The sequence below is a fragment of the Candidatus Absconditicoccus praedator genome (assembly GCF_021057185.1).
GTDB lineage: Bacteria > Patescibacteriota > Gracilibacteria > Absconditabacterales > Absconditicoccaceae > Absconditicoccus > Absconditicoccus praedator.
Window position 1 is genome coordinate 20,727 of record NZ_CP054059.1, and the last position, 20,499, is coordinate 41,225.

Consider the following 20,499-nt stretch of genomic DNA (forward strand, 5'->3'; position numbering starts at 1 on the left):
TTAAGATTGAGAACTATTAAAAATAAATGAAACTGTTTCCTCTTTTACTTTTCACTCATCTATAAGTCTTTTTGCATATTGCTGGAATGTTGACATTCATTGTTTAGTTCATGTTTCAATTATATTATCAATCTGAGGAAGCTGTCTTTTTTTAATATTATTTTTTACAGCAGCCGTATTAATCATTATCTCATAAACTCAAGTTCTTCCTTTTCAATCAGCTGTTTTTACCAATCTTTGAGACTGAACTCATGCTAAAATTTCAGACAGCCTATCAGCTATACTATCTTGAATTTCTGGTGGGAAGAAAGATATAAGCCTATTTACTGTACCAGAAGCTGAAGATGTATGTAACGTGCTAAACACAAAATGTCATGTTTCTGCAAGATTCAATACTGCTTCTGCTGTTTCTTTATCTCTAATTTCTCAAACTAACACTATGTCTGGATCTTCTCTCATCGCTGCTCTCAAAGCATTCATAAATGCCCATGTATCATGTCATACTTCTCTTTGACTTACTATAGCTTTTTTAGGTTCAAATATATATTCTACCGGATCCTCAATTGTAATAATGTGATCTGGTCTAGTTTCATTAAGATAATCAAGCATAGATATCAAAGTAGTAGACTTACCTGATCATGTAGGTCATGTAACCAAAAATAATCAACTCTTTTTTGAAAGAACTTTTTCTTTTAAGTTTTCTGCTATATCTGGAAACATTAGCTTATCCATTGGAACTGTAGATGAGTTAATCTTTCTCAAAACAACTCAAATCTTTCAAAGCTTAAAAAAAGCATTAACTCTAAAAGGAGTTCAATCTATTCAAATAAAAGAAAAGTCTGCTTCTCTATCAGATACAAATTGCTCGTAAGCCTTTGTGTTTCATTTCATCAACTGCTTTACAACCAATTCCATCATTTCTTGAGTAAGTTGCGGAAGATTTTCCATCTTCTTTATATCTCAACTAACCCTGAATGATATATAATCTCCTGTTGAAAGATGGATATCTGAAACATTATCTTTTCAAGAAATCTGAGATAGTATTTGCTCAATATTTATACTTCATCATGCTGTGTTTTCTGGCATTGTGTTTTTATTTAACTTATAAAATACTATCAAATTATAATCTTTTAATTTTATTTGTCAAATTTTAAAAAACTATTATCAAAATAAGCATAATCACAACCAAACTCATAATTATTTTCTTAAAATATGTTATTTTTTTTTGAATACTTATTATATATGAAATATCATCAAAATACTCATTTTCTAAAGGAGTTTTTCAAAAAATCTCATAAAAATACTTATTATCTTCTTGCAAATTAAGTAAAAACTCATCTGAAACTTCTGCAGAGTAATCTAATTTTGGCAAATACTCTTTTAAGTTTTTAAAAAAAACTTCAAGAGAAAGATCTTTCCTATAAACTGAGTTTTTATTTTTATTAAAAAAGTCAAAAAATTCATAATAAATCTTATCTATTTTTTTAGATAAAAATTTCTTAATCTCATTTTCCCATTTTTCTACCACATAATATATAAATCACAGAACAAAACACAACAAAATTGCTAAATATACCATTTTTATATTTTATATATAAATACTTTTCGAATTTGTCAATCTTTTTCTACAACAGGTATATAATTTCTTATAAATCTAGGAATTTTCTGATTGATCATATATTTTCATATAGTTTTATTTTTGAAAACATCTCAGTTTTTAGGAAACCTTATAATTCATCATAAAAACTCATCTGGGATATCTAAATAATATCAAAAAAAATTATATTTTCAAGATTGTTTGATTTCTATATAATCAGAAAATTGATACTCCCAAAATTTTTCTTTTCAAGAAATTACATAAACATATCAATAATTTAGAAAAAAATAATTTCATCATAAATATTTGTATCAATAATCTTTTTTTGTAAAAAAATCAAAAAGATCTTTTAACATGTTTTGGGAAACATTTTTATAAACTCAAAAACTATCAAGAATATAGATTATTTCATCCATATTTTTAATACTGTTTTCAAAAACATATCAATAATTAAATATACCAAGTTCTGGTAAAAAGATCTTTTTAAAATCAATTTTTATATTTTCTTTTTTCAACAAACTATAAAAATTCTTAAAACTTTCATAAAAACATAAATCTCAACCTGAGGTAGTTTTTGAAAGATCTTCTAATGGTTGTATTATTTTGTTTCTCACATAATTTCTTTGAGAATATTTAATATCAAAATTAGTTTTATCTAAAAAATAATGAATTTTAAATTTATCACAATAATCTTGAATCTTAAACTTAGGTATTCATATCAAAGGCCTCAAAATATTATTTTTTTTATCAAAAAAATCCATATTTAATATTCACTTCAAATGCGAACCTCTACACATATTCAAAAGTGTTGTTTCTATACGATCAGTAAGATTATGTCCTAGACATAAAATACCATCCTTAGAGTGTTTTTTAAAAAAATTATATCTTTGAACTCTTAGGTTTTTTTCCTTTTTTGAATCTATTAAATTTTTTCATTCAATAAATTTATATCAGTCTAAAAACTCTTTCAAAAAATTTTTTTCTTTTGATATATCTTCTCTTGTTCAATGATCAAAATAAAGAAAAATTAGATTATCAAAGTTGAAGTTATTTTTCCTAAAGTAATCAAATAATAAACTTGCCATAAACATACTATCTGGTCATCAAGAAACAGCCAAATAAAGCTTGCTATTTGGTCAAACAACATTATCAAGACTTTTAAAAATTTCTTTTTTTTCTGGAAAATCAAAATTATTCACAATTTCCATTTATTTTTTGTGAGAATCTAGAAGCATAGTCTATAAACTTATTTCTTTTTTCATTGTACTCATCTAGTCACATATCTTGTATTTTTTTATACAAATCATTGATCTCTTGCAACTCATCAACCTCAAAACATCTACTTCACTCTGCTGAAACCAGAATTTCCTCAAATGTTCTTTGCATTGAATACTTTTCTTCTAATATTTCTCAACTATCAGTAAAAATTTTGTAGAAAAAAACTTTTGTGTTTTGGTATAATACTTTTGGTCAAGTAACTATAGAAACTTTTTCAGCAGGATTATCTTTCAAATACACAAAAACTATTCATAAAAATACTATTCACAAAAAAAATTGAATTGATGCAGATTTTATTTTCTTTTTTCTTTCAAGATTTTTATCTTCAGTTCACATTTTTAAAATAAATTATTAAACTAATATATATTGTCAATATTTCAAAACTTTTGGAGTACCCAAAGAATTCAGCATTATACTTCTTGCAAAATCCAAAACGTACTCTTCATTGTAAGTTTGTTCATTATAAACAGGTAAAATCATTTTACAAGAAATTTTATTATTTATAAGTTGTTCTACAAAATCCAACTTAATAAAACATATATCTATATTTTCTTGAAAAATATTTTTATCAAAATTTTGAACAACAATTACTTTTTTATCTTGATATTTTATTAAAAGATTATAATTAATTAGCTTGATATTCAAATCTTCTGATGAAAAAAGAGTTTCTTCTTCTTGTGTTGAGTCAAAAAAAATAGAGTTTTTTTCCTCAGAATTATTTATCCACAAGCTAAAATTTTTTGTGTCCAAAAAAAAAGTATTATTCAAGTAATAATAGATATGCATTTTATACTCTATCTTTTAAAATATTATAAGCCTTTCTAAAAATCTCTCTTAGATTTTCATAATAAATCAATCATAAAACTTCTTGGATAGTTGCCCATTTATGATAACCAAGATATCATTCTACTTGATCAACTTTAATATCTGAAAAATCTCAATTGTATCTTACAAGAAAATATTGAATATTTTTTTTGAATACTCACTTATCTTCACTTTCCAAGGATATGAATGTATCTCAAACCTTTTCTTCTACAACAATATTTTCCTGATTTATTCATGCTTCTTCAGATATTTCCCTTGAAACTGTATTTTGAGGCTGTTCTCACTGCTCGATTTTTCATTTAGGTGCAACTCGCTCTATTTTTTTGGCAAGAGAATGTCTCTTAATAAGAAAAAATTTTATTTCTCAATTGTCTACACAATATATTATACCTCCAGCACTTTCCATAACATCTACCATTATTCAATTTTATTTTTAAATTTATCATCTAGCTTTTTCTCATATCCAAGCCATCAATCTTCCAAAAGGCCCACCTCTATTATTTCACCATTCAATAATTTCATCTACTTGTCTTGCTACTTGGTTTGAAGCATTGTTTCTTCATGCTTCAGCTTTTTTTAATAATTCTTTTTCACTTCAAGATAATTGAGATTTTAAATCTTGTAAATTATTTTTTGTTTGAGATAATATAGTCTTAAGTTCCTCTATTTGCTCAGATTCTATAATTTCTTGTTGTTCTAAAACTTCTTTATTTCTATCCAAGGAGTCAAACAAATACTCTATATTCTCTGCTCTTTCAGTTTCAGAAGAATTTTCAACATTTTCTATAGCCTGTCTTAGCTCAACAAGCTCCTCTTTTTCTTCATCAAAAGATTCTATTCTATTTCTCAAATTTTCCAAAGATCTCTTAAATACTTCTATTTCAGCGGACTCATTAAATTCTTGAGTTTCAGAATCTCTTTCATTATTAAAATCATCTCTTTCAAATCAATTTAGACCAGACATTTAATTTAAATTAAATAATAAATTACTCATTGTATATTTTCAAAAATTTTTTAAGTATTGATAAGTTTTTCTTGTAGTTTATTCTAACCGGTCATATAATTGCTAGCAATCAGTCATATCAATTGATATTAACTTTCACATACATTATAGACAATATTTTGTCGCTATTTTTTATAAAACTATAATGAACTATATTTTCTTTAATCAACTTCTTATTGAAATGTTTTATTATTTTCTTTCATTCTATAAAATTTACAATATATTTAAATGTTTCATAATCTTTAATATTATCTTGTGTAAGTAAGTTATTGATTCACAAAAAGTAATACTCATCATTCCTCAAAAATCATACCACAGCTCAATCAGCCTTGTTTCATAAAGTTTCTACTACAAAATTCAAAGAATTTCTTGCATAATTAACATCAAAATTAAGTTTTGTAAACTCAAATTTTTCTTCTTCTAAAATATTGTCTATATAACTAGAAAATCCTTTTATTGTAGGTAACCTTCCGGCACTGTGATACGGTTGATATAAAAATCATTCACCTTCCAGTATATTCAGGTATTTTCTAAGAGTAGAAGGAGCATATTCTGTTGTTTCTGTAGAATTTAATAATTTAGATCAAACAGGCTCTCCTCTTGATATATAGTTTTCTATTACTACTTCCAAAAGCTCTAGAAGCTTTTTTTTGTTCATTAAAATTTTTCTTTTATTTAAATTCTACCACACAATAAATATAGTTTTTTAAGTTGATTTTTCAAGTATTTTTAATATAATACCTCAAATTTTAGAAAATTTAATAAAATAATGGAAGTAAAAAAAATTTCTTCTGAAAAAAATAAAAATAAACTAAAAAGCAACTATAGACCAGAAGAGTTTGAAGAATTTATATGACAAGAAGAAATAAAAAAAGTTCTTAAAACTGCAGTTAAAAGTGCCCATAAAAGAAATGATAAGTTATGACATATGCTTTTTTCTTGAGAAAGCTGATATTGAAAAACAACATTAGCTCAAATAGTTGCTAAAGATTTTTGAAGTAATATAAAAATTATTACTTGATATGCTATTACAAAACCTAGTGAAATAATTTCTATATTAAACAGTCTTGAAAAAAATGATATTCTATTTATAGATGAAATACACAGAATAAAACCAAATATTGAAGAAGTACTCTATCCAGCGATGGAAGATTTTTGTATAGATATGGTAATGCCAGAATGATGAAATGTAAGAGTTAGCATAAATGAGTTTTGCTTAATATGAGCAACAACCAAATTAGAAATGCTTACTCAACCATTAAAAAACAGGTTTGTATACAAGTTTCATTTTTCTGATTATACAGATAATGAAAAAAATCAAATAATAGAAAAATACCTAAATTTTTATAATATAGATTTTGACAAAAAGATAATAAACAGAATTAGCGAAAATATAGTATCTACACCAAGAGAAATAAATAATTTCTGTGTAAAACTTAGAGACTATATAACAACAAAACAACAAACAAATAAACTTTGAGAAAAAGAATGGGAGTTGTTTAAAAATCGAGCAAAATTGGAAAAATGATGATTACAAGATATACATAGAAAATATTTGAAAATAATACAAGAACAAAATTGATGACCCGTATGACTAAAAACAATATCAGTAAAACTTGGTGTAAATGAAAAAGCAGTAGAAAATGACATTGAACCATTACTTATGAAACTATGAAAAATAGAGAAAACAACCAGAGGTAGAGTTATGTTAGAATAATATTTATTTTGCCCAGGTAGCTCAGCAGGTAGAGCACATCCATGGTAAGGATGGGGTCGGGGGTTCAAGTCCCCTCCTGGGCTAGTTTAGAAATTATTTAAATTAAGAAAAATAATAAAATAAAAAATTTATATTTGACATAATAAAAGTTTTATTTAAGGTTTAGTCATCTACCCTAATTTGGTAGTTCAATCTATATAACAATAGGAGCGAACCTATGATAAAAATATCAATATTTCTGGTTTTTTCATTTTTTATAGTCTTTGGAGGTATATACTTACTAGAAAAAATCAAAAAAGACCTCAAACAAAAAGAAGGTAAACAGTCAATTATAGTAAAAATAAGTTGTAAGATTATATAGCGTTGTTAAAAATAATGTGTATACAAAATACTATTTATTTGATAACAAACTATGTAATGAATATACATAAAAATACAAGACTAACACCACTCCAGAGAAAAGAGGTCTGGGAATACTATAAAAGATGAATGAAGCCTAAGGATTTACATATTAAGTTCAATGTATCATTGCCTACCATATACAAGATAATAAAGAGAGCAAGAACTCAAGAGTTTTTACCAAGAAATTCTATCAATAATAGATTTAGAAACATTAGGCGATGATTACTTAGATTAGCTAAAATAGAATCTAAGATAATAGAAAAGAAAAACAAAGAAGCTAGAAGATACAATAAAAACTACCCTTGAGAAATGATGCATTTTGACACAAAAAAACTACCTCTTATAAGATGAGCAGCAAACAAAAAGTCTGAATACTTATTTGTATGAATAGACGACTATTCTAGAGAACTTTATGTAGCTATAATGCAAGATAAGACACAAGTATCTTCGTCTATGTTTCTTAGACAGGTAATAGATGAATGTCCTTACACTATTGAGTGTGTGTACTCAGATAATTGAGTTGAGTACAAATGAAATGATAAACATGAATTTGTTAAAGAGTGTGTAAAAAGCTGAATAAAGCAAAAATTTACAAAAGTTAGAACACCAAGAACAAATTGAAAAGCAGAGAGGGTTATAAGAACATTAATCGATATGTGGCACAGTAAGGAAGTTTTTAAGTCATCAGAACATAGAAAAATGTCTTTAAAAAGATTTGTAAATCGATATAACACTGTAAAGCCACATAAATGACTAGATAATAAAACTCCTTATGAAGTTATTGAAAAGTTCTATTACTGATAATTTTTTAACAACGCTACCTTTTCTTACAAATTAATATATAATTTTTTATATAAAAAAACCATCTTTAATAGATGGTTTTAAAAACTTAAATATAACAGTTATTATTCTTCTGGATTTTCTTGTTTTGGTCTAGCATAATCAATTTTTATGCTTCTTCCATTAACTTCTGCTTCATGCATTTCTTCTTTAGCCTTTTCAGCGTCTTCAAGATTTGCAAATTCAACAAATCAGTATCATTTACTTTTTCTTGTTTCTCTATCAAGAATTACTCTTGAAAAAACTACTTCTCCATACTGAGAAAATATTTCCGTAAGATCTTTTCACCTAAGAGACCACGGAAGATTACCTACAAATAAAGTATTATTAGATTGTGTATCTTGTGTCATTATAATTTGATATAACATTGTAAAATATTTTAAAGCCACCTGATTTTATTAGGTAAAGCTTTATAATAAAATAATAAGAATTTTATAATAAAATGCAAATAAATTTTTACAATAAAAAAGAAAGCCGGGGAAACTGATATACAGTCCCGGCTCATACTTGAACCCTTCGAATACCTCCTTTTTAAGAAGGATTCTTAGGTCGAGGTGAGCCGGGACGATACAGATAACAACTTTAATTATAAGTTATTATTTGTATCGTCCCAACAAATCACCCCGACCTGTATGGGTTACCTCTATTCGGTGCCTTGGTTTTGTGTTGATTTTTGTTTTTGTTTTTGTTTATTTTAATTCTAATAAGATTTTATTTTTGTTTCAAAACATAAACCAAGACATCCTACCTTATATATAAGGGGAGAAGGAGGAAAACTCCTTAGAAGTAACCCTAGTATTTACAATTATATATACATACATATAATATGTCAAATTTTTATTTACTTTTTTCATCCTTATACTCATTGTCTTCATCATCTTCTTGTTCACTATCATCTTCTTCAGTTTCTTCTTCTCATTCTTCAGTATATGTTGAAGATTGATTTCTTGCTTTTATAGCAAAAATAATAACTAAAACAAAAAACAAAAAGAATATAAATCATACTACATACAATATAATTCTAATTACAGATCAAAATATTCAAGTATCAGCATCATCAGTAAAGTCCTCTTCTACTTCTTGTTCAGTTCAACATGCAGTTGATGGAATATCATAATATTCCAGTATCCTACAAATATCTGATTGAATTATGTTATAATCCATATCATCAATATTTCATTGTTGATTATGTCATTCTGCTATTTCAAGAATATCACGAAGCTTTCATTCTATATAATCTCTATCACCACTTGCTCATTCAATTTGCTGAAATAAATTTCTAACTTTATCTTTATCTTCATCTGGAGTGAATAATATTATATTTCATCTTGCAGTTTCATATTCAGTAGATCATAATGCTGCTTGTATTCAAGTTGTAGAAAGCTTATCAAGTATTTCTTCTATTTTTGATTCTTTAGAAGATGGTAATAATCACTCATTATCTTCTATCCAATCATAAATTTGTATAACAATAGAATCAGTAGCTATTCAATCTTGTAAACTATTTCTTAGATTAATTAATAAACTCCTTAAATATGCTTTTTCTTCTCAATCTTGATCTATTTGGTTTAAAAGCATAGATAATTCATTGTATACTTCTTTTTTATCTTCAGGTAATTCTATATCAATATCCAAGAAATTAATTTCTATATCTTCAGTTTTCTTCTCTCAATCCTTTTCATAAGTTATTCTTGCTATTGTAGAATCTGCAGAAGGTGTATAATGGTGTAATGAAAGATTTCCACAAAATAAATCTTTATCACTTGAAGGATCTCAATCTCATGTAGAATCATGAGAAATATCAAAATTTAAATAACAATCTCAATCTCAAATTTCAGGAACATAAAACAATATTGAGTTATTAAGTGTACTTCAAACACTTATCTTATATGTATCATCCTCTTTTTTAGCATTTGGTATAGACATAAATCAAAAATCATCTTTTTCTGATATATTTATTCTTTCTCTAAAAGAATCAGTATTTCAATATTTATCATTTGCTGATAATTGAACTATTTTTCTTCATTCATCTTCGTATTCAAACTTAAAATATTCTTCATCTTCTTTTGTAAAATCATCTCAAGAATCATCACAATACCTATAATCAAGACAAAATCTTGTTCTTTCAATATTTCAATAACTTACATCTCTAAATATAGCTTTTTTTCAAAATGTGTCATATAAAAATCTTGTTTTTAATCATTCTTGAACTTCTATTTTATCAAGCTGATCTACTCAAGAATATCATCTATAATTTACCTTTACCCTTGGTCTATAATCTCATGGTTCTTCGTAAATATGAGTTACCTCAGTATCCCTAGTTGTTAAATCATATTCTCAATCTCAATCAAAATCATATCTCAAAGTTTTTTCTCTCTCAAAGTTTTCATCATTAGATAATATTTCAGTATCTACAGAAAACTCTATCTCTTCTCATACTCTTGTAGTCATAGTAGATGCACTCAAAGAAGCAGTTGGAACATCAGGATTATCAGTAGAAGGAGGAAAATACAATGATGGTCATCTTCATATAACTTCTTCACTATCTATTTCTCCTCAATCATTATCTTTTATTCTAACTCAAAATACATATTCTCAAGGAACTCTTGGTATAGAGAAAGTTGTACTTTGAACATTACGAGGAGTTGTTTTTACTTGTTTATATCTTCATGGATTACTTTTTTTGTAGTAATACCAAATAAATCTTGATATATGTCAATCTGGATCTCTTGCTCAGGTAGCTCTAATACTTACCATCAAAGGATCATAATCTGTTTCAAATTTTGAAGAAGCATCCATTTGTTGCTGTCAAAATCACACTCATATTTCATTTCAATGTTGAGGAAAACTCATTTCAAGATTATCAAGTTTTGGAAGAGCATTCTGTACATCAAAATAAATTCTTCTAGAATCTGTCCTATTTGTAATTTCATCTTCAACATTCAAATCTATATAAGTACATCATTTTTCATTAAAATCATAGTTCATTCTTTCTGACCTATATATTTGATCATTTTTTGGCCTCATACTTATATTACGATCATTAGTTCTTCATTCTGAATTTACTGAATCCCCCGCATCAACTCTAATATTTTGATATCTTTCTACTTCAAAAGCATCTTTTTCTATTTCTTCTCAATCTTCTTCAATAGTACATGTACCTTCAGGAGATAAAGAAGTATCATCATAAGTTACATCATAAACTGCTATAGGATGGTCTTCTTCTCAAATAAATACTCTTCTTTCTACTGAATTTTCTTCTCATTCCTCATTATGCACATTTAATTTTACTGTATAAACTCAAGTTTCATCATAACTATAATTTACTGTATCATTTTGGGTTTGTTTTCTATTTCAATCACCAAAATCCCACTCATAAAAAGATATATCTTGATTTGATTCTACAGAAAACTGTATTTCTTCTCATCGTATAGAAGCCTTAGGAGATAAATTAATTCTAGGTCTTAGAGAAGATTCAATTTCTACTTCTTTTTCTATACTTTCCGATTTTCAAAAATCATCTCTTACTGTTAGTTCTACTGTATATTCTCAAGGTTGATTAAAAGCTACTCTTATTTTTTCTCATCCATCTATTTCTTCTTTGATTTCTACATTATTTGAGTTGGAAAAAGACCAATCATATTCCATATCAGAATATCAGTTTGCATGATCTTCATCATAAGAAGCACTAGCATCAAATATATACTCAGAAGGGTATTCTCGTTTTTGTGTAGCTTCTTTTGTAAATTGAGGAACTGGACTTGTAGATTCTACATTTATATTTATTTGTTTATCATTTTGGTTTCATAATGCATCAGATACAGAAAGTCTTAGAGAATAAGTTCAAGGTTGTTCAAAAATTCTATCAAAAGATCTTTGTTGGATTTCTTCCATTTCATCACCATCTGGATCAAATATAGTCCAACTATAATTTTCTATTGTTGATCTTACAGAATATGAAGGAGATGCATCAAAATTGAAGGTTGTTGAACTATCTCATTCTTGAGGTTCAATATTTGCTTTTGATACAGGATCTTCTACTATCAAAGGAAAACTTCTTTCTACAGTATTGTTTTGATTATCTTCTATTATCAATGTAATGGTATATTCTCATTCAGTTGGAAAAGACTCACGAAAACTTGAAGGAGAACTGTTTCTTGTAAAAGAACGAGAAAAATCATTTGGTCATTCTATCTGCCAAGTAGTTGATTCAATTCTTCTTCATCAGGTAGGATAAGTACCAGATCAATCAAAAACTATTCATCTTTGTGCCTCCTGAGTACCTACTCTAACTTCTTCATCTCAATCCATTCTATCTCAATTTGCATGCACAGAAATTACAGCTGTTTCAGGTCATACATTTACTCTTTTAGTAGTTGAACCATCAAAAATACCTTGTTGATTATTAGCACTTCTTACTGTTAAGTGTACAACATAATTTCATTCTTGTTCAAATGTATAATTAAGAACAGGTCACCTTCATATTTCTTGATAATTTCATTCACCATCTCTATAATACCAAAAAAAGTTATTTGTGGGAATAGTATCCTCTGACGGATCTATAGAACCTCTTGCATCAAGTGTTACATTTAATGGAGCTGATCAACTATCAGGATTTGCATCAATGTCTGGAATTACTGTATAATTTGTATCTATTTGTCTTATAATATCATTAAGAGGCTGAAAACATCTATCTCTAAAAGTTAAAAATCTATCATAATTAAATCATCATGACATATTTCTTGTAGTAATATCACATTGCTCATAAATAACTCTATTTTCAGGAGTTTGTGGTAATCTTGGTAAGACTGTATTAAATATTCAACTTAACTCTACAAAAATTTCTTGAGGAACATCATTTCAAGTACTTCTATAAGCTTCTATTCTACTAAATATTTCTATCATTCTATCCATTTCATCATCAATTTGATAGTTTGCGAAAAATTCTTCAGAAATTCAAAAAGCTGAACTTACAAAAAACATTAACATTATAAAAGTTCAAATAATTTTTTTCATTTTTTAAAAACTTTTTTTTATATTTTTAAATATATCACATTATCAATATTAAATATTTTTTAAAAATTTGCAAAAAATAAAAATTTTTTGAAAAATTGTTAAATGTTTATCTATTTAAAAAGTTAATATTTAAATATTTTTTCAACAATTCAACATTATTTTTAAACAGATAAAATAGATTTTATTACAAAAAAAATTTTTTAAACATTATTTCATTATTATTGTTATTAATTTTATTATTTATTATATTATACTATAAAAAAAATTTTTTAAACATATATCTTTAAAAATACTTTTACTTATATAAGAAACTATATCAATCAATATTTTTATCACAATAAATATAAACATAAGACATATTACAATGAGCTTTATTAATTTTTTGTTTGTCTTTTGATAAAAGATCTAATACTTTAATATTTTTAATTCAACTTGTAGTTAGAATTTCAAATTCATCATTTATAAAAATATTTCGTTTTGGAATTAATTTAAAATATTTTTTTCATTCAAAATTAATATATTCATCTAGTATCATTCAAAAAAAAGTTTTTGTCTTTATAGGTCAGGGAGTATCATAAGAAATACTTTCTTCACTATCTGGAGAATTTTTTATATTATTAAATAAAAATCACTCCCAATATGGTCTATGTGGAATATTGTATACAATATTTTTGATATTTGAATTGGGTTGTTCTCATTCTAAAATTTTATTTCTAGTGTGTGAGTATGCTAAACTGGTAGAAGCTACATACCATTCTGACTTACTTCTTCATTCAATTTTTAATCAATCAACATATGGTAAAACTTCTCATAATCTTTCAATAATACAAAGATCTTTTGATGAAAATAAATAACTTCAATTTTCATCCTCTTTTAGTTTAAAAAATTTATCTGGTCTTTTTTCTTCTTGTACATATACATTAAAATTGTATCTACAAACATGTGAACATTCTCATTTATTACCATCTCTTCAAGAAAAATATTCACCAAGCAAACATCTTCAAGAATATGCTACACACATTGCTCAATGAGCAAAAATTTCAAGTTCCATATTAGGAACATATTGTTTAATTTCTTTAATTTCTTCTATATTTAGTTCTCTAGCTAAAACTATTCTTTTTACTCAAAGATCGTACCAGAATTTTACTGCTTCTTTATTTAGAATACTTGTTTGAGTACTCAAGTGAAGAGGTATTTTTGAATTATAATTCTTAATTATATTAAATGTTCAAGGATCAGAAAAAATTATAGCATCTGCTCATAAATTAGCAACTTTTTCTACCATTGATTCAAATATTTTAATATCCTGATTTCTTGGGAAAATATTCATTGTAAGATATGCTTTTTTCCCAAGTGATTGAATATCTTTTATAGTTTTTTCTACTTCATCAAATGTTTTTACCTTATTTTGTCTCATTCTCAATGATGTAAAAGGTACTCACAAATAAACTGCATCTGCTCAATATTTTGCAGCTGTTACTGCTTTAGTATGTGATCATCCAGGTGATACTATTTCAGTCATTTTTTTAATTAATATTTACAAATAAAGTATTATAATAAAAACTAATTTATTTTTAAATTTTAAAAAATCAAGTATATAATTTTATATCCAATATAACTTGAAAAAAATAAATAATTTTTTAAAATTTCTTTAATTTTAAAGACTAAAATATTGTAATGGTTTTTAAAATAAAAACTATGACAAATATTTGACTACAATGATATGAAGTGGTAGTTGAATCAGATAGTAATAAATCTTTACCAACCATAGAAATAGTATGATTACCAGATAATTCTATAAAAGAATCAAAAGAAAGAATAAAGGCTACTTTTAGATCATGTTGAATAGAACTTCCTTCTAGAAAAATAGTATTAAACTTATCCCCTTCAGATATTAGAAAAATATGAACAAGATTTGATTTGCCAATGGCTATTGCAATTTTACTTTTATCTTTGGAATGACAAACATCCAAGCTTGAATTTTTAGAAGAAACATTATTTTTTTGAGAGCTTTGACTTGATTGAACTATAAAACCAGTAAACTGAATTCTTCCTTCTGTTATTCAATGAGTAAATAAATGATATAAAAATTTTGTGGTACCCAATGAAAATGCTTATGAGTTAAAATATATACAATGAATAAATATATATCCTATCCATAATTTTAGAGAATTATATAATTTTGTGGCATTTTGAGAAGATTTAAAAATATCTGACAAAAATAATCTTGATGATATTATTAACTCTATTGAAAATGAAATAGATTTTTCTGATATTTCTGGGCATGAATTTGCTAAAAGAGTGCTAACTGTAGCAGCAAGTTGATTTCATAATGTTCTTATGATATGACCTCCTGGTAGTTGAAAAACATTATTATCAAAAGCTGTAAGTGGTATTTTGCCTCCTATGGATTTTGAGGAAATACTTGATGTAAGTCAGATATATTCTTTAGTTTGAAAGCTAAATAAAGATAATCCTTTGATAACTTCAAGACAATTTAGAATAGTACACCATACAGCTTCCAAAATAAGTATAGTTGGTTGATGAACATATCTTAATCCTTGAGAAGTAAGTCTTGCTCACAAATGAGTTTTATTTTTAGATGAACTTCCTGAGTTTTGAAGAGATACTTTAGATGTTTTAAGACAACCAATAGAAGACAAAAAAATACATATCTCAAGAGTTAATTGAACTGTAGAATATCCAGCAGATTTTATGTTATTGGCTTCTATGAATCCTTGTAAATGTTGATACTACAAAGATCTACAAAAAGATTGTACTTGTAGTATTAATGAAATCAAAAAATATCAATGAAAAATCTCATGACCAATGCTAGATAGATTTGATGTTATACTTGAAATTCCAAGAGAAAATACCGAAAAAATTATTACAAAAACCAAAGAAAAAACTTCTGCTCAAATAAAAAAAGAAGTTGAAAATGCATTCAAATTACAAGAAAAAAGATTTTCTTGAATGGATATAAAGTATAATTCACAAATGTCTTGAAAACATGTAAATGAATTTGTAAAATTAGATAATGAAGCAAAAGAATTTCTTGAAAATGCTAGTAAATCACTAAGTTTGTCTCCAAGAGTAATCCATAGAATAATGAAATTATCAAGAACTATAGCTGATATCAATTGACAAGAAAATGTGTCAAAACAACATATTGCAGAAAGTTTACAGTATAGATCAAAAAATATGCTTTTAGAATAATATTTTTCTTTGTATTTTTTAAAAATATTATTATTATACAATTATTTAAACTGTAAGATTATATAGCGTTGTTAAAAATAATGTGTATACAAAATACTATTTATTTGATAACAAACTATGTAATGAATATACATAAAAATACAAGACTAACACCACTCCAGAGAAAAGAGGTCTGGGAATACTATAAAAGATGAATGAAGCCTAAGGATTTACATATTAAGTTCAATGTATCATTGCCTACCATATACAAGATAATAAAGAGAGCAAGAACTCAAGAGTTTTTACCAAGAAATTCTATCAATAATAGATTTAGAAACATTAGGCGATGATTACTTAGATTAGCTAAAATAGAATCTAAGATAATAGAAAAGAAAAACAAAGAAGCTAGAAGATACAATAAAAACTACCCTTGAGAAATGATGCATTTTGACACAAAAAAACTACCTCTTATAAGATGAGCAGCAAACAAAAAGTCTGAATACTTATTTGTATGAATAGACGACTATTCTAGAGAACTTTATGTAGCTATAATGCAAGATAAGACACAAGTATCTTCGTCTATGTTTCTTAGACAGGTAATAGATGAATGTCCTTACACTATTGAGTGTGTGTACTCAGATAATTGAGTTGAGTACAAATGAAATGATAAACATGAATTTGTTAAAGAGTGTGTAAAAAGCTGAATAAAGCAAAAATTTACAAAAGTTAGAACACCAAGAACAAATTGAAAAGCAGAGAGGGTTATAAGAACATTAATCGATATGTGGCACAGTAAGGAAGTTTTTAAGTCATCAGAACATAGAAAAATGTCTTTAAAAAGATTTGTAAATCGATATAACACTGTAAAGCCACATAAATGACTAGATAATAAAACTCCTTATGAAGTTATTGAAAAGTTCTATTACTGATAATTTTTTAACAACGCTACCTTTTCTTACAACATACTAATTAAAACTACCAAAAAAGCAATAAATTAATATTTAGAGATAAAGCTATCAATTTGTAGATGACTAAAAAAGCACAGATATGATAATCTACATTAAAATATTCAGACTTCAGTACACTATAATATTAGAGTCAAACAGTCTCTGGAGGTATATTCCCCCAGAGCTTTTGTAAAATTATTGAATAGCTTCTATCTCATTCTTCCAGATATCTTCAGGATTCTGCCTTTCTCTTATTTTGATTAATTCACCATTTTCTCTCAAAAGCAACTCTCAGGCTTCTGGAAAAGAATTATAATTTTTCATACTCATAGTACTGTTGTAGGCACCGGCTCAGTCTACTACTATAACATCTCCTATTTCGGTTTTTGGGAGTTCTATCTGCTGGATAGTTTCAGGTTCGTACAACTTGCAGGTAAGCATATCTCAGCTTTCACAACAGTGACCAACTACAACATACTTCTTGGCTTCTTTGCTATTATTAAACACAGAAATTGGCTGTTGAACTCCATAAAGGCTAAACCTTGGCATTTCAGTCATTCATGTATTTACTTTTAGAAAAGTATACCCTTCTTGTCAGGTATCTACTTTGTCAATAACTTTTCAGATTACACTGCATGCATTTATTACAACATACTTTCAGGGTTCTACTTCCAAATGAATTTTTCTTCAAGTTTGTTGATAAAACTCTTCAAATTTTTCTTTGACTGCTTCTTGTATTGATTGCAAATCAGCAGTTTTTTCATAAGGCATTATTGCTTTTTTGAAGCCTCATCAAAGATTCAAAGTATTGATATCTTCAAACTCTCTTAATATATCAAATCATACACCGGCAGTATAAACTCGTGCCTGAGGAGTATTTTCTGATCATATATGAATATGCAGCTTTGTTATTCTCAGATTGTATTTTTGAGCAATACCTTTTATCAAGGGTATATATTCATACCGTATTCAGAAACTTGATGATGGTCATCCTGTTGCTATTGCTTCAAAAGCACCTGAAGAAATACCAGGATTCACTCTGATTCCAACTTCTGATCATCTTCAGATTTTTCAAAACTGCTCCAACTGATATAAGCTGTTTGCCACAAAATAAACTCATTTATCCAAAACATTTTCCATATGCTCCGGAAGTTGCTGTCAGGAAAGCTGAACCTGTTTTCACTCAAAACCTGCATTCAAAGCTCTGTATACTTCAAATTCGCTGCTTGCATCTATACTAAATCATTGATTTTTGAGAATCTTCAAAATATTTATATTTGAACTTGCTTTCATTGCATATCTTGGTGTATGTCAGAATGCAGAAGAAAAGTTTGCAAACTCCTGTGCTGAATCCTTAATTTCTTTTTCGTTATAAAGATAAACAGGAAGTTTGTAGTTAGTTTTAATTTTTTCTACAATATCTTGATTTACAAATGTCATTACTAATATATTTTAAACTAAATTATCTATATATTTATCCAAAATCTGTTTAAAATCAAACAAATCTTTTTTATAAACTTTTTCTCAGATAGAATGATATCAAAAACCAGAAGGTCAGGTCATAATAATATTATTTGTCAAAGATGCAAAAAATCTTCAGTCATTGGATCAGTATTCTTTTTCATCCTCTATTTCTTGACCATAATAATCCTGAACCACATCAAGATATTTTTTTAATATACTCTGATTGGTCATCTATACTAAATCATCAAAACCTATGAAGCAGATTACATTCAACATTCTCAAATTTATCTACAATTGAATACAGTTTATTTTCAATTTCTTCAAGAGAATTTTTCGGATGAAATCTAATGTCTAGGTTGAAAGTAAGATTTCACATTACTTTATTGAAAGCTTCTCATCAGTTAATTATTCAGATATTTACAGATGTTGCAAACCATCCATCTTCATCTCACTTAGCTCTTGGAAAAATTTCATAAAGATTATTATATAAGCCCACAAATGTATCCAGTGCAGTTTTTCATCTCCAAGGTCTGCAACCATGAGATTCTACTCAAGAAATTTTTATTTCAGTAAAAAGAAAACCTTTTCATTCCCTAAGAAATCTATTCATTCATGCTCAAGTATCAGGAATATAAACCATATCAGCATTGAATCATATTGTATTTATAAGATAATTAACTCATCTGCTGGATCAAATTTCTTCATCTGTTGTAAACATTAAAGCAAAATTTTTGTTAGAGTTTAGTATATTTTTCTGATTATCCAAAAAAACATTTATCATGACTGCACAACTTCATTTCATATCCAATGTTCACCTTCAGTAATAAAATTCCTCATCTTCATCAAATTCCCATGTCTGCTCATCAGCATCCACAACATCCAAATGTCAACAAAATAAGAAATCTGTATCCCTACCTCATTTTGAAGATATAACTATAGAGTAAATTCATTCATTTTCAAACCTTTCTATATAAAATCATGTATTTTCAAACAGTGAGTGAACATAATCACAGACTCTTTTCTTCTCGTTTTCTTTTCAGTCAATACTTTTTATACTCTGAAGAGTTTTGAGAACCTCTATCATTTTGAATTATTTAGACAGTAAATATTAAATAATCACGGTTAGACAAAAATAAATTTCTTGTTGTGAAGAATAGGTTATTTGATTTGCCTAAAACACAAGTATTATCTTGGTACCAACTCATTCTTTTGATTTGATGAAAATTTCTCAACCAAGTTGTTGCATCTCCAAATATATCCAGTACAAACCAAAACCATATCTTTTGATATCATCTTCTGAGTAAAATGAAACATTTTTCTTGAAACTATCAACTTGTTTATCCTCAGGAATTCATATTCAATTATCTATTACCTCAATTTTGGTGGATTCATTGTCTTGAATTATTTTTATTTTTATCTTATTTGAAGGAATAGAATATTTTATTCAATTAGTAATTAGTTCATCTATAATATGTTTTGCTACAACTGGTAATTTTAGAATTCAAGAAGTGTTATTTTCTACCTCAAAATCTATATCAAATCATTCTCATACATTCAGACAGTATATTCCATAACCAAAACTGTCTCAATTATCATAATTTTCTTGGATATCAAAATCACAAACTTCACTTTCTCTACAACCAAAATCAATTCAGTAATATCAAATACATTTGGTTATATTACTTGCAAGTTCTTCCATGTTAGTTTTTAGTTGTGTATTGGTAACCTCCTGATAAGTATATTTTTCATTTTCATCATGAGCATACATTAATTTTTTATAAAGATAAGACAAAGCTTCATGAGTTTGCACAACCTTGGATAACACATCTGGATCTTCTTTGATATTACCAAAATTTTGCAATTCCTGCAAAAAAATTTCTTCTACTTCCCATATTTTTGAGAAATTAATATCTTTGTCTATTCATTTTTTGTAGTCTTAAATAATTTGATTAAGTTTTCAAAGAGTTTTTGTAAGCATCTTGGAGTAGTTTTGTCAGTATCTTGTAGCATAAGCAAAACCAATAAGTTCTATATAGACAGATATTCAAGTAAGTATATCAAATAATCAATGATTCTTATATGCTTCACTATTACTATCTAATAATTCTATTAATTCTACTTTTTTTCTTTCAATATATTCTGATTCTATTGGAAATTTTTTTAATTCTCAATAATAAAGGTTTTCAATACTTTTCATAATCAAAGTCATTTGAAA

19 protein-coding genes and 1 tRNA gene are annotated in these 20,499 nt (G+C 26.6%); 5 read left to right on the forward strand and 15 right to left on the reverse strand.

Annotated features, from left to right (window positions below; all coding sequences use genetic code 25):
- The 8 genes from HLG78_RS00125 to HLG78_RS00160 form a co-directional block, all read right to left on the reverse strand.
- Positions 1–1,086, reverse strand: a complete 1,086-nt coding sequence (locus tag HLG78_RS00125; protein WP_231178197.1) for a type IV pilus twitching motility protein PilT — start codon at positions 1,084–1,086, stop codon at positions 1–3.
- 64 nt (positions 1,087–1,150) lie between these two features.
- Positions 1,151–1,579, reverse strand: a complete 429-nt coding sequence (locus HLG78_RS00130) for a hypothetical protein (RefSeq protein ID WP_231178198.1) — start codon at positions 1,577–1,579, stop codon at positions 1,151–1,153.
- A 2-nt stretch (positions 1,580–1,581) separates the two neighbouring features.
- The gene (gene tilS / locus HLG78_RS00135) at positions 1,582–2,805 is read right to left on the reverse strand and encodes a tRNA lysidine(34) synthetase TilS (RefSeq protein ID WP_231178199.1); all 1,224 of its coding nucleotides are present in this window, start codon (positions 2,803–2,805) and stop codon (positions 1,582–1,584) included.
- Complete coding sequence (locus HLG78_RS00140; RefSeq protein WP_231178201.1) at positions 2,789–3,211, reverse strand: hypothetical protein; 423 nt, start codon at positions 3,209–3,211, stop codon at positions 2,789–2,791. The genes tilS and HLG78_RS00140 overlap by 17 nt, the downstream gene beginning before the upstream one ends.
- A 15-nt stretch (positions 3,212–3,226) precedes the next feature.
- The gene (locus tag HLG78_RS00145; RefSeq protein WP_231178203.1) at positions 3,227–3,625 is read right to left on the reverse strand and encodes a hypothetical protein; all 399 of its coding nucleotides are present in this window, start codon (positions 3,623–3,625) and stop codon (positions 3,227–3,229) included.
- A gap of 37 nt (positions 3,626–3,662) precedes the next feature.
- On the reverse strand, positions 3,663–4,118 hold the full coding sequence (locus tag HLG78_RS00150) for an NUDIX domain-containing protein (protein WP_231178205.1): 456 nt from the start codon (positions 4,116–4,118) through the stop codon (positions 3,663–3,665).
- Positions 4,119–4,139: 21 nt separating this feature from the next.
- Complete coding sequence (locus HLG78_RS00155) at positions 4,140–4,664, reverse strand: hypothetical protein (RefSeq protein ID WP_231178208.1); 525 nt, start codon at positions 4,662–4,664, stop codon at positions 4,140–4,142.
- Positions 4,665–4,686: 22 nt separating this feature from the next.
- Positions 4,687–5,361: a hypothetical protein gene (locus tag HLG78_RS00160; protein ID WP_231178210.1), complete on the reverse strand. Its 675-nt coding sequence runs from the start codon at positions 5,359–5,361 to the stop codon at positions 4,687–4,689.
- Positions 5,362–5,472: 111 nt separating this feature from the next.
- Here HLG78_RS00160 and ruvB point away from each other — a divergent pair, with 111 nt between their 5' ends.
- The 3 genes from ruvB to HLG78_RS00175 all read left to right on the forward strand — a co-directional run bounded on the left by ruvB (position 5,473) and on the right by HLG78_RS00175 (position 7,626).
- Positions 5,473–6,420, forward strand: coding sequence for a Holliday junction branch migration DNA helicase RuvB (ruvB, locus tag HLG78_RS00165; protein ID WP_231178212.1), 948 nt, complete (start codon positions 5,473–5,475; stop codon positions 6,418–6,420).
- Positions 6,421–6,430: 10 nt separating this feature from the next.
- Positions 6,431–6,503 (forward strand) — tRNA-Thr (locus tag HLG78_RS00170).
- A 334-nt stretch (positions 6,504–6,837) separates the two neighbouring features.
- On the forward strand, positions 6,838–7,626 hold the full coding sequence (locus HLG78_RS00175; protein WP_231176132.1) for an integrase core domain-containing protein: 789 nt from the start codon (positions 6,838–6,840) through the stop codon (positions 7,624–7,626).
- Positions 7,627–7,727: 101 nt separating this feature from the next.
- Here HLG78_RS00175 and HLG78_RS00180 read toward each other — a convergent pair whose 3' ends face one another.
- The 3 genes from HLG78_RS00180 to HLG78_RS00190 form a co-directional block, all read right to left on the reverse strand.
- Positions 7,728–8,012 carry an RNA recognition motif domain-containing protein gene (locus tag HLG78_RS00180; RefSeq protein ID WP_231178215.1) on the reverse strand — a complete coding sequence of 95 codons (285 nt, stop codon included), beginning with the start codon at positions 8,010–8,012 and terminating at the stop codon, positions 7,728–7,730.
- Between the two features lie 487 nt (positions 8,013–8,499).
- Positions 8,500–12,678, reverse strand: coding sequence for a PKD domain-containing protein (locus HLG78_RS00185; protein WP_231178225.1), 4,179 nt, complete (start codon positions 12,676–12,678; stop codon positions 8,500–8,502).
- Between the two features lie 295 nt (positions 12,679–12,973).
- A complete protein-coding gene (locus HLG78_RS00190) occupies positions 12,974–14,200 on the reverse strand; it encodes a peptidase U32 family protein (protein ID WP_231178229.1) in 1,227 nt (408 codons plus the stop codon).
- A 155-nt stretch (positions 14,201–14,355) separates the two neighbouring features.
- On the opposite strand from HLG78_RS00190, the gene HLG78_RS00195 reads away from it, so the two are divergent.
- Together HLG78_RS00195 and HLG78_RS00200 are read left to right on the forward strand one after the other, a co-directional pair.
- Positions 14,356–15,894, forward strand: a complete 1,539-nt coding sequence (locus tag HLG78_RS00195) for a YifB family Mg chelatase-like AAA ATPase (protein ID WP_231178232.1) — start codon at positions 14,356–14,358, stop codon at positions 15,892–15,894.
- 122 nt (positions 15,895–16,016) lie between these two features.
- Positions 16,017–16,805: an integrase core domain-containing protein gene (locus HLG78_RS00200; protein WP_231176132.1), complete on the forward strand. Its 789-nt coding sequence runs from the start codon at positions 16,017–16,019 to the stop codon at positions 16,803–16,805.
- 210 nt (positions 16,806–17,015) lie between these two features.
- On the opposite strand, the gene HLG78_RS00205 is transcribed toward HLG78_RS00200, so the two are convergent.
- From HLG78_RS00205 to HLG78_RS00220, 4 genes are all read right to left on the reverse strand, one after another.
- Positions 17,016–18,260 carry a diaminopimelate decarboxylase gene (locus HLG78_RS00205; RefSeq protein WP_231178235.1) on the reverse strand — a complete coding sequence of 415 codons (1,245 nt, stop codon included), beginning with the start codon at positions 18,258–18,260 and terminating at the stop codon, positions 17,016–17,018.
- Positions 18,261–18,390: 130 nt separating this feature from the next.
- Positions 18,391–19,368 (reverse strand): M20 family metallopeptidase, encoded by a 978-nt coding sequence (locus HLG78_RS00210; RefSeq protein ID WP_231178236.1) that lies wholly within the window; start codon positions 19,366–19,368, stop codon positions 18,391–18,393.
- Between the two features lie 87 nt (positions 19,369–19,455).
- Positions 19,456–20,154 carry an ATP-binding protein gene (locus tag HLG78_RS00215; protein ID WP_231178237.1) on the reverse strand — a complete coding sequence of 233 codons (699 nt, stop codon included), beginning with the start codon at positions 20,152–20,154 and terminating at the stop codon, positions 19,456–19,458.
- 66 nt (positions 20,155–20,220) lie between these two features.
- Positions 20,221–20,481: a hypothetical protein gene (locus HLG78_RS00220; protein ID WP_231178238.1), complete on the reverse strand. Its 261-nt coding sequence runs from the start codon at positions 20,479–20,481 to the stop codon at positions 20,221–20,223.
- Positions 20,482–20,499: the final 18 nt, after the last annotated feature.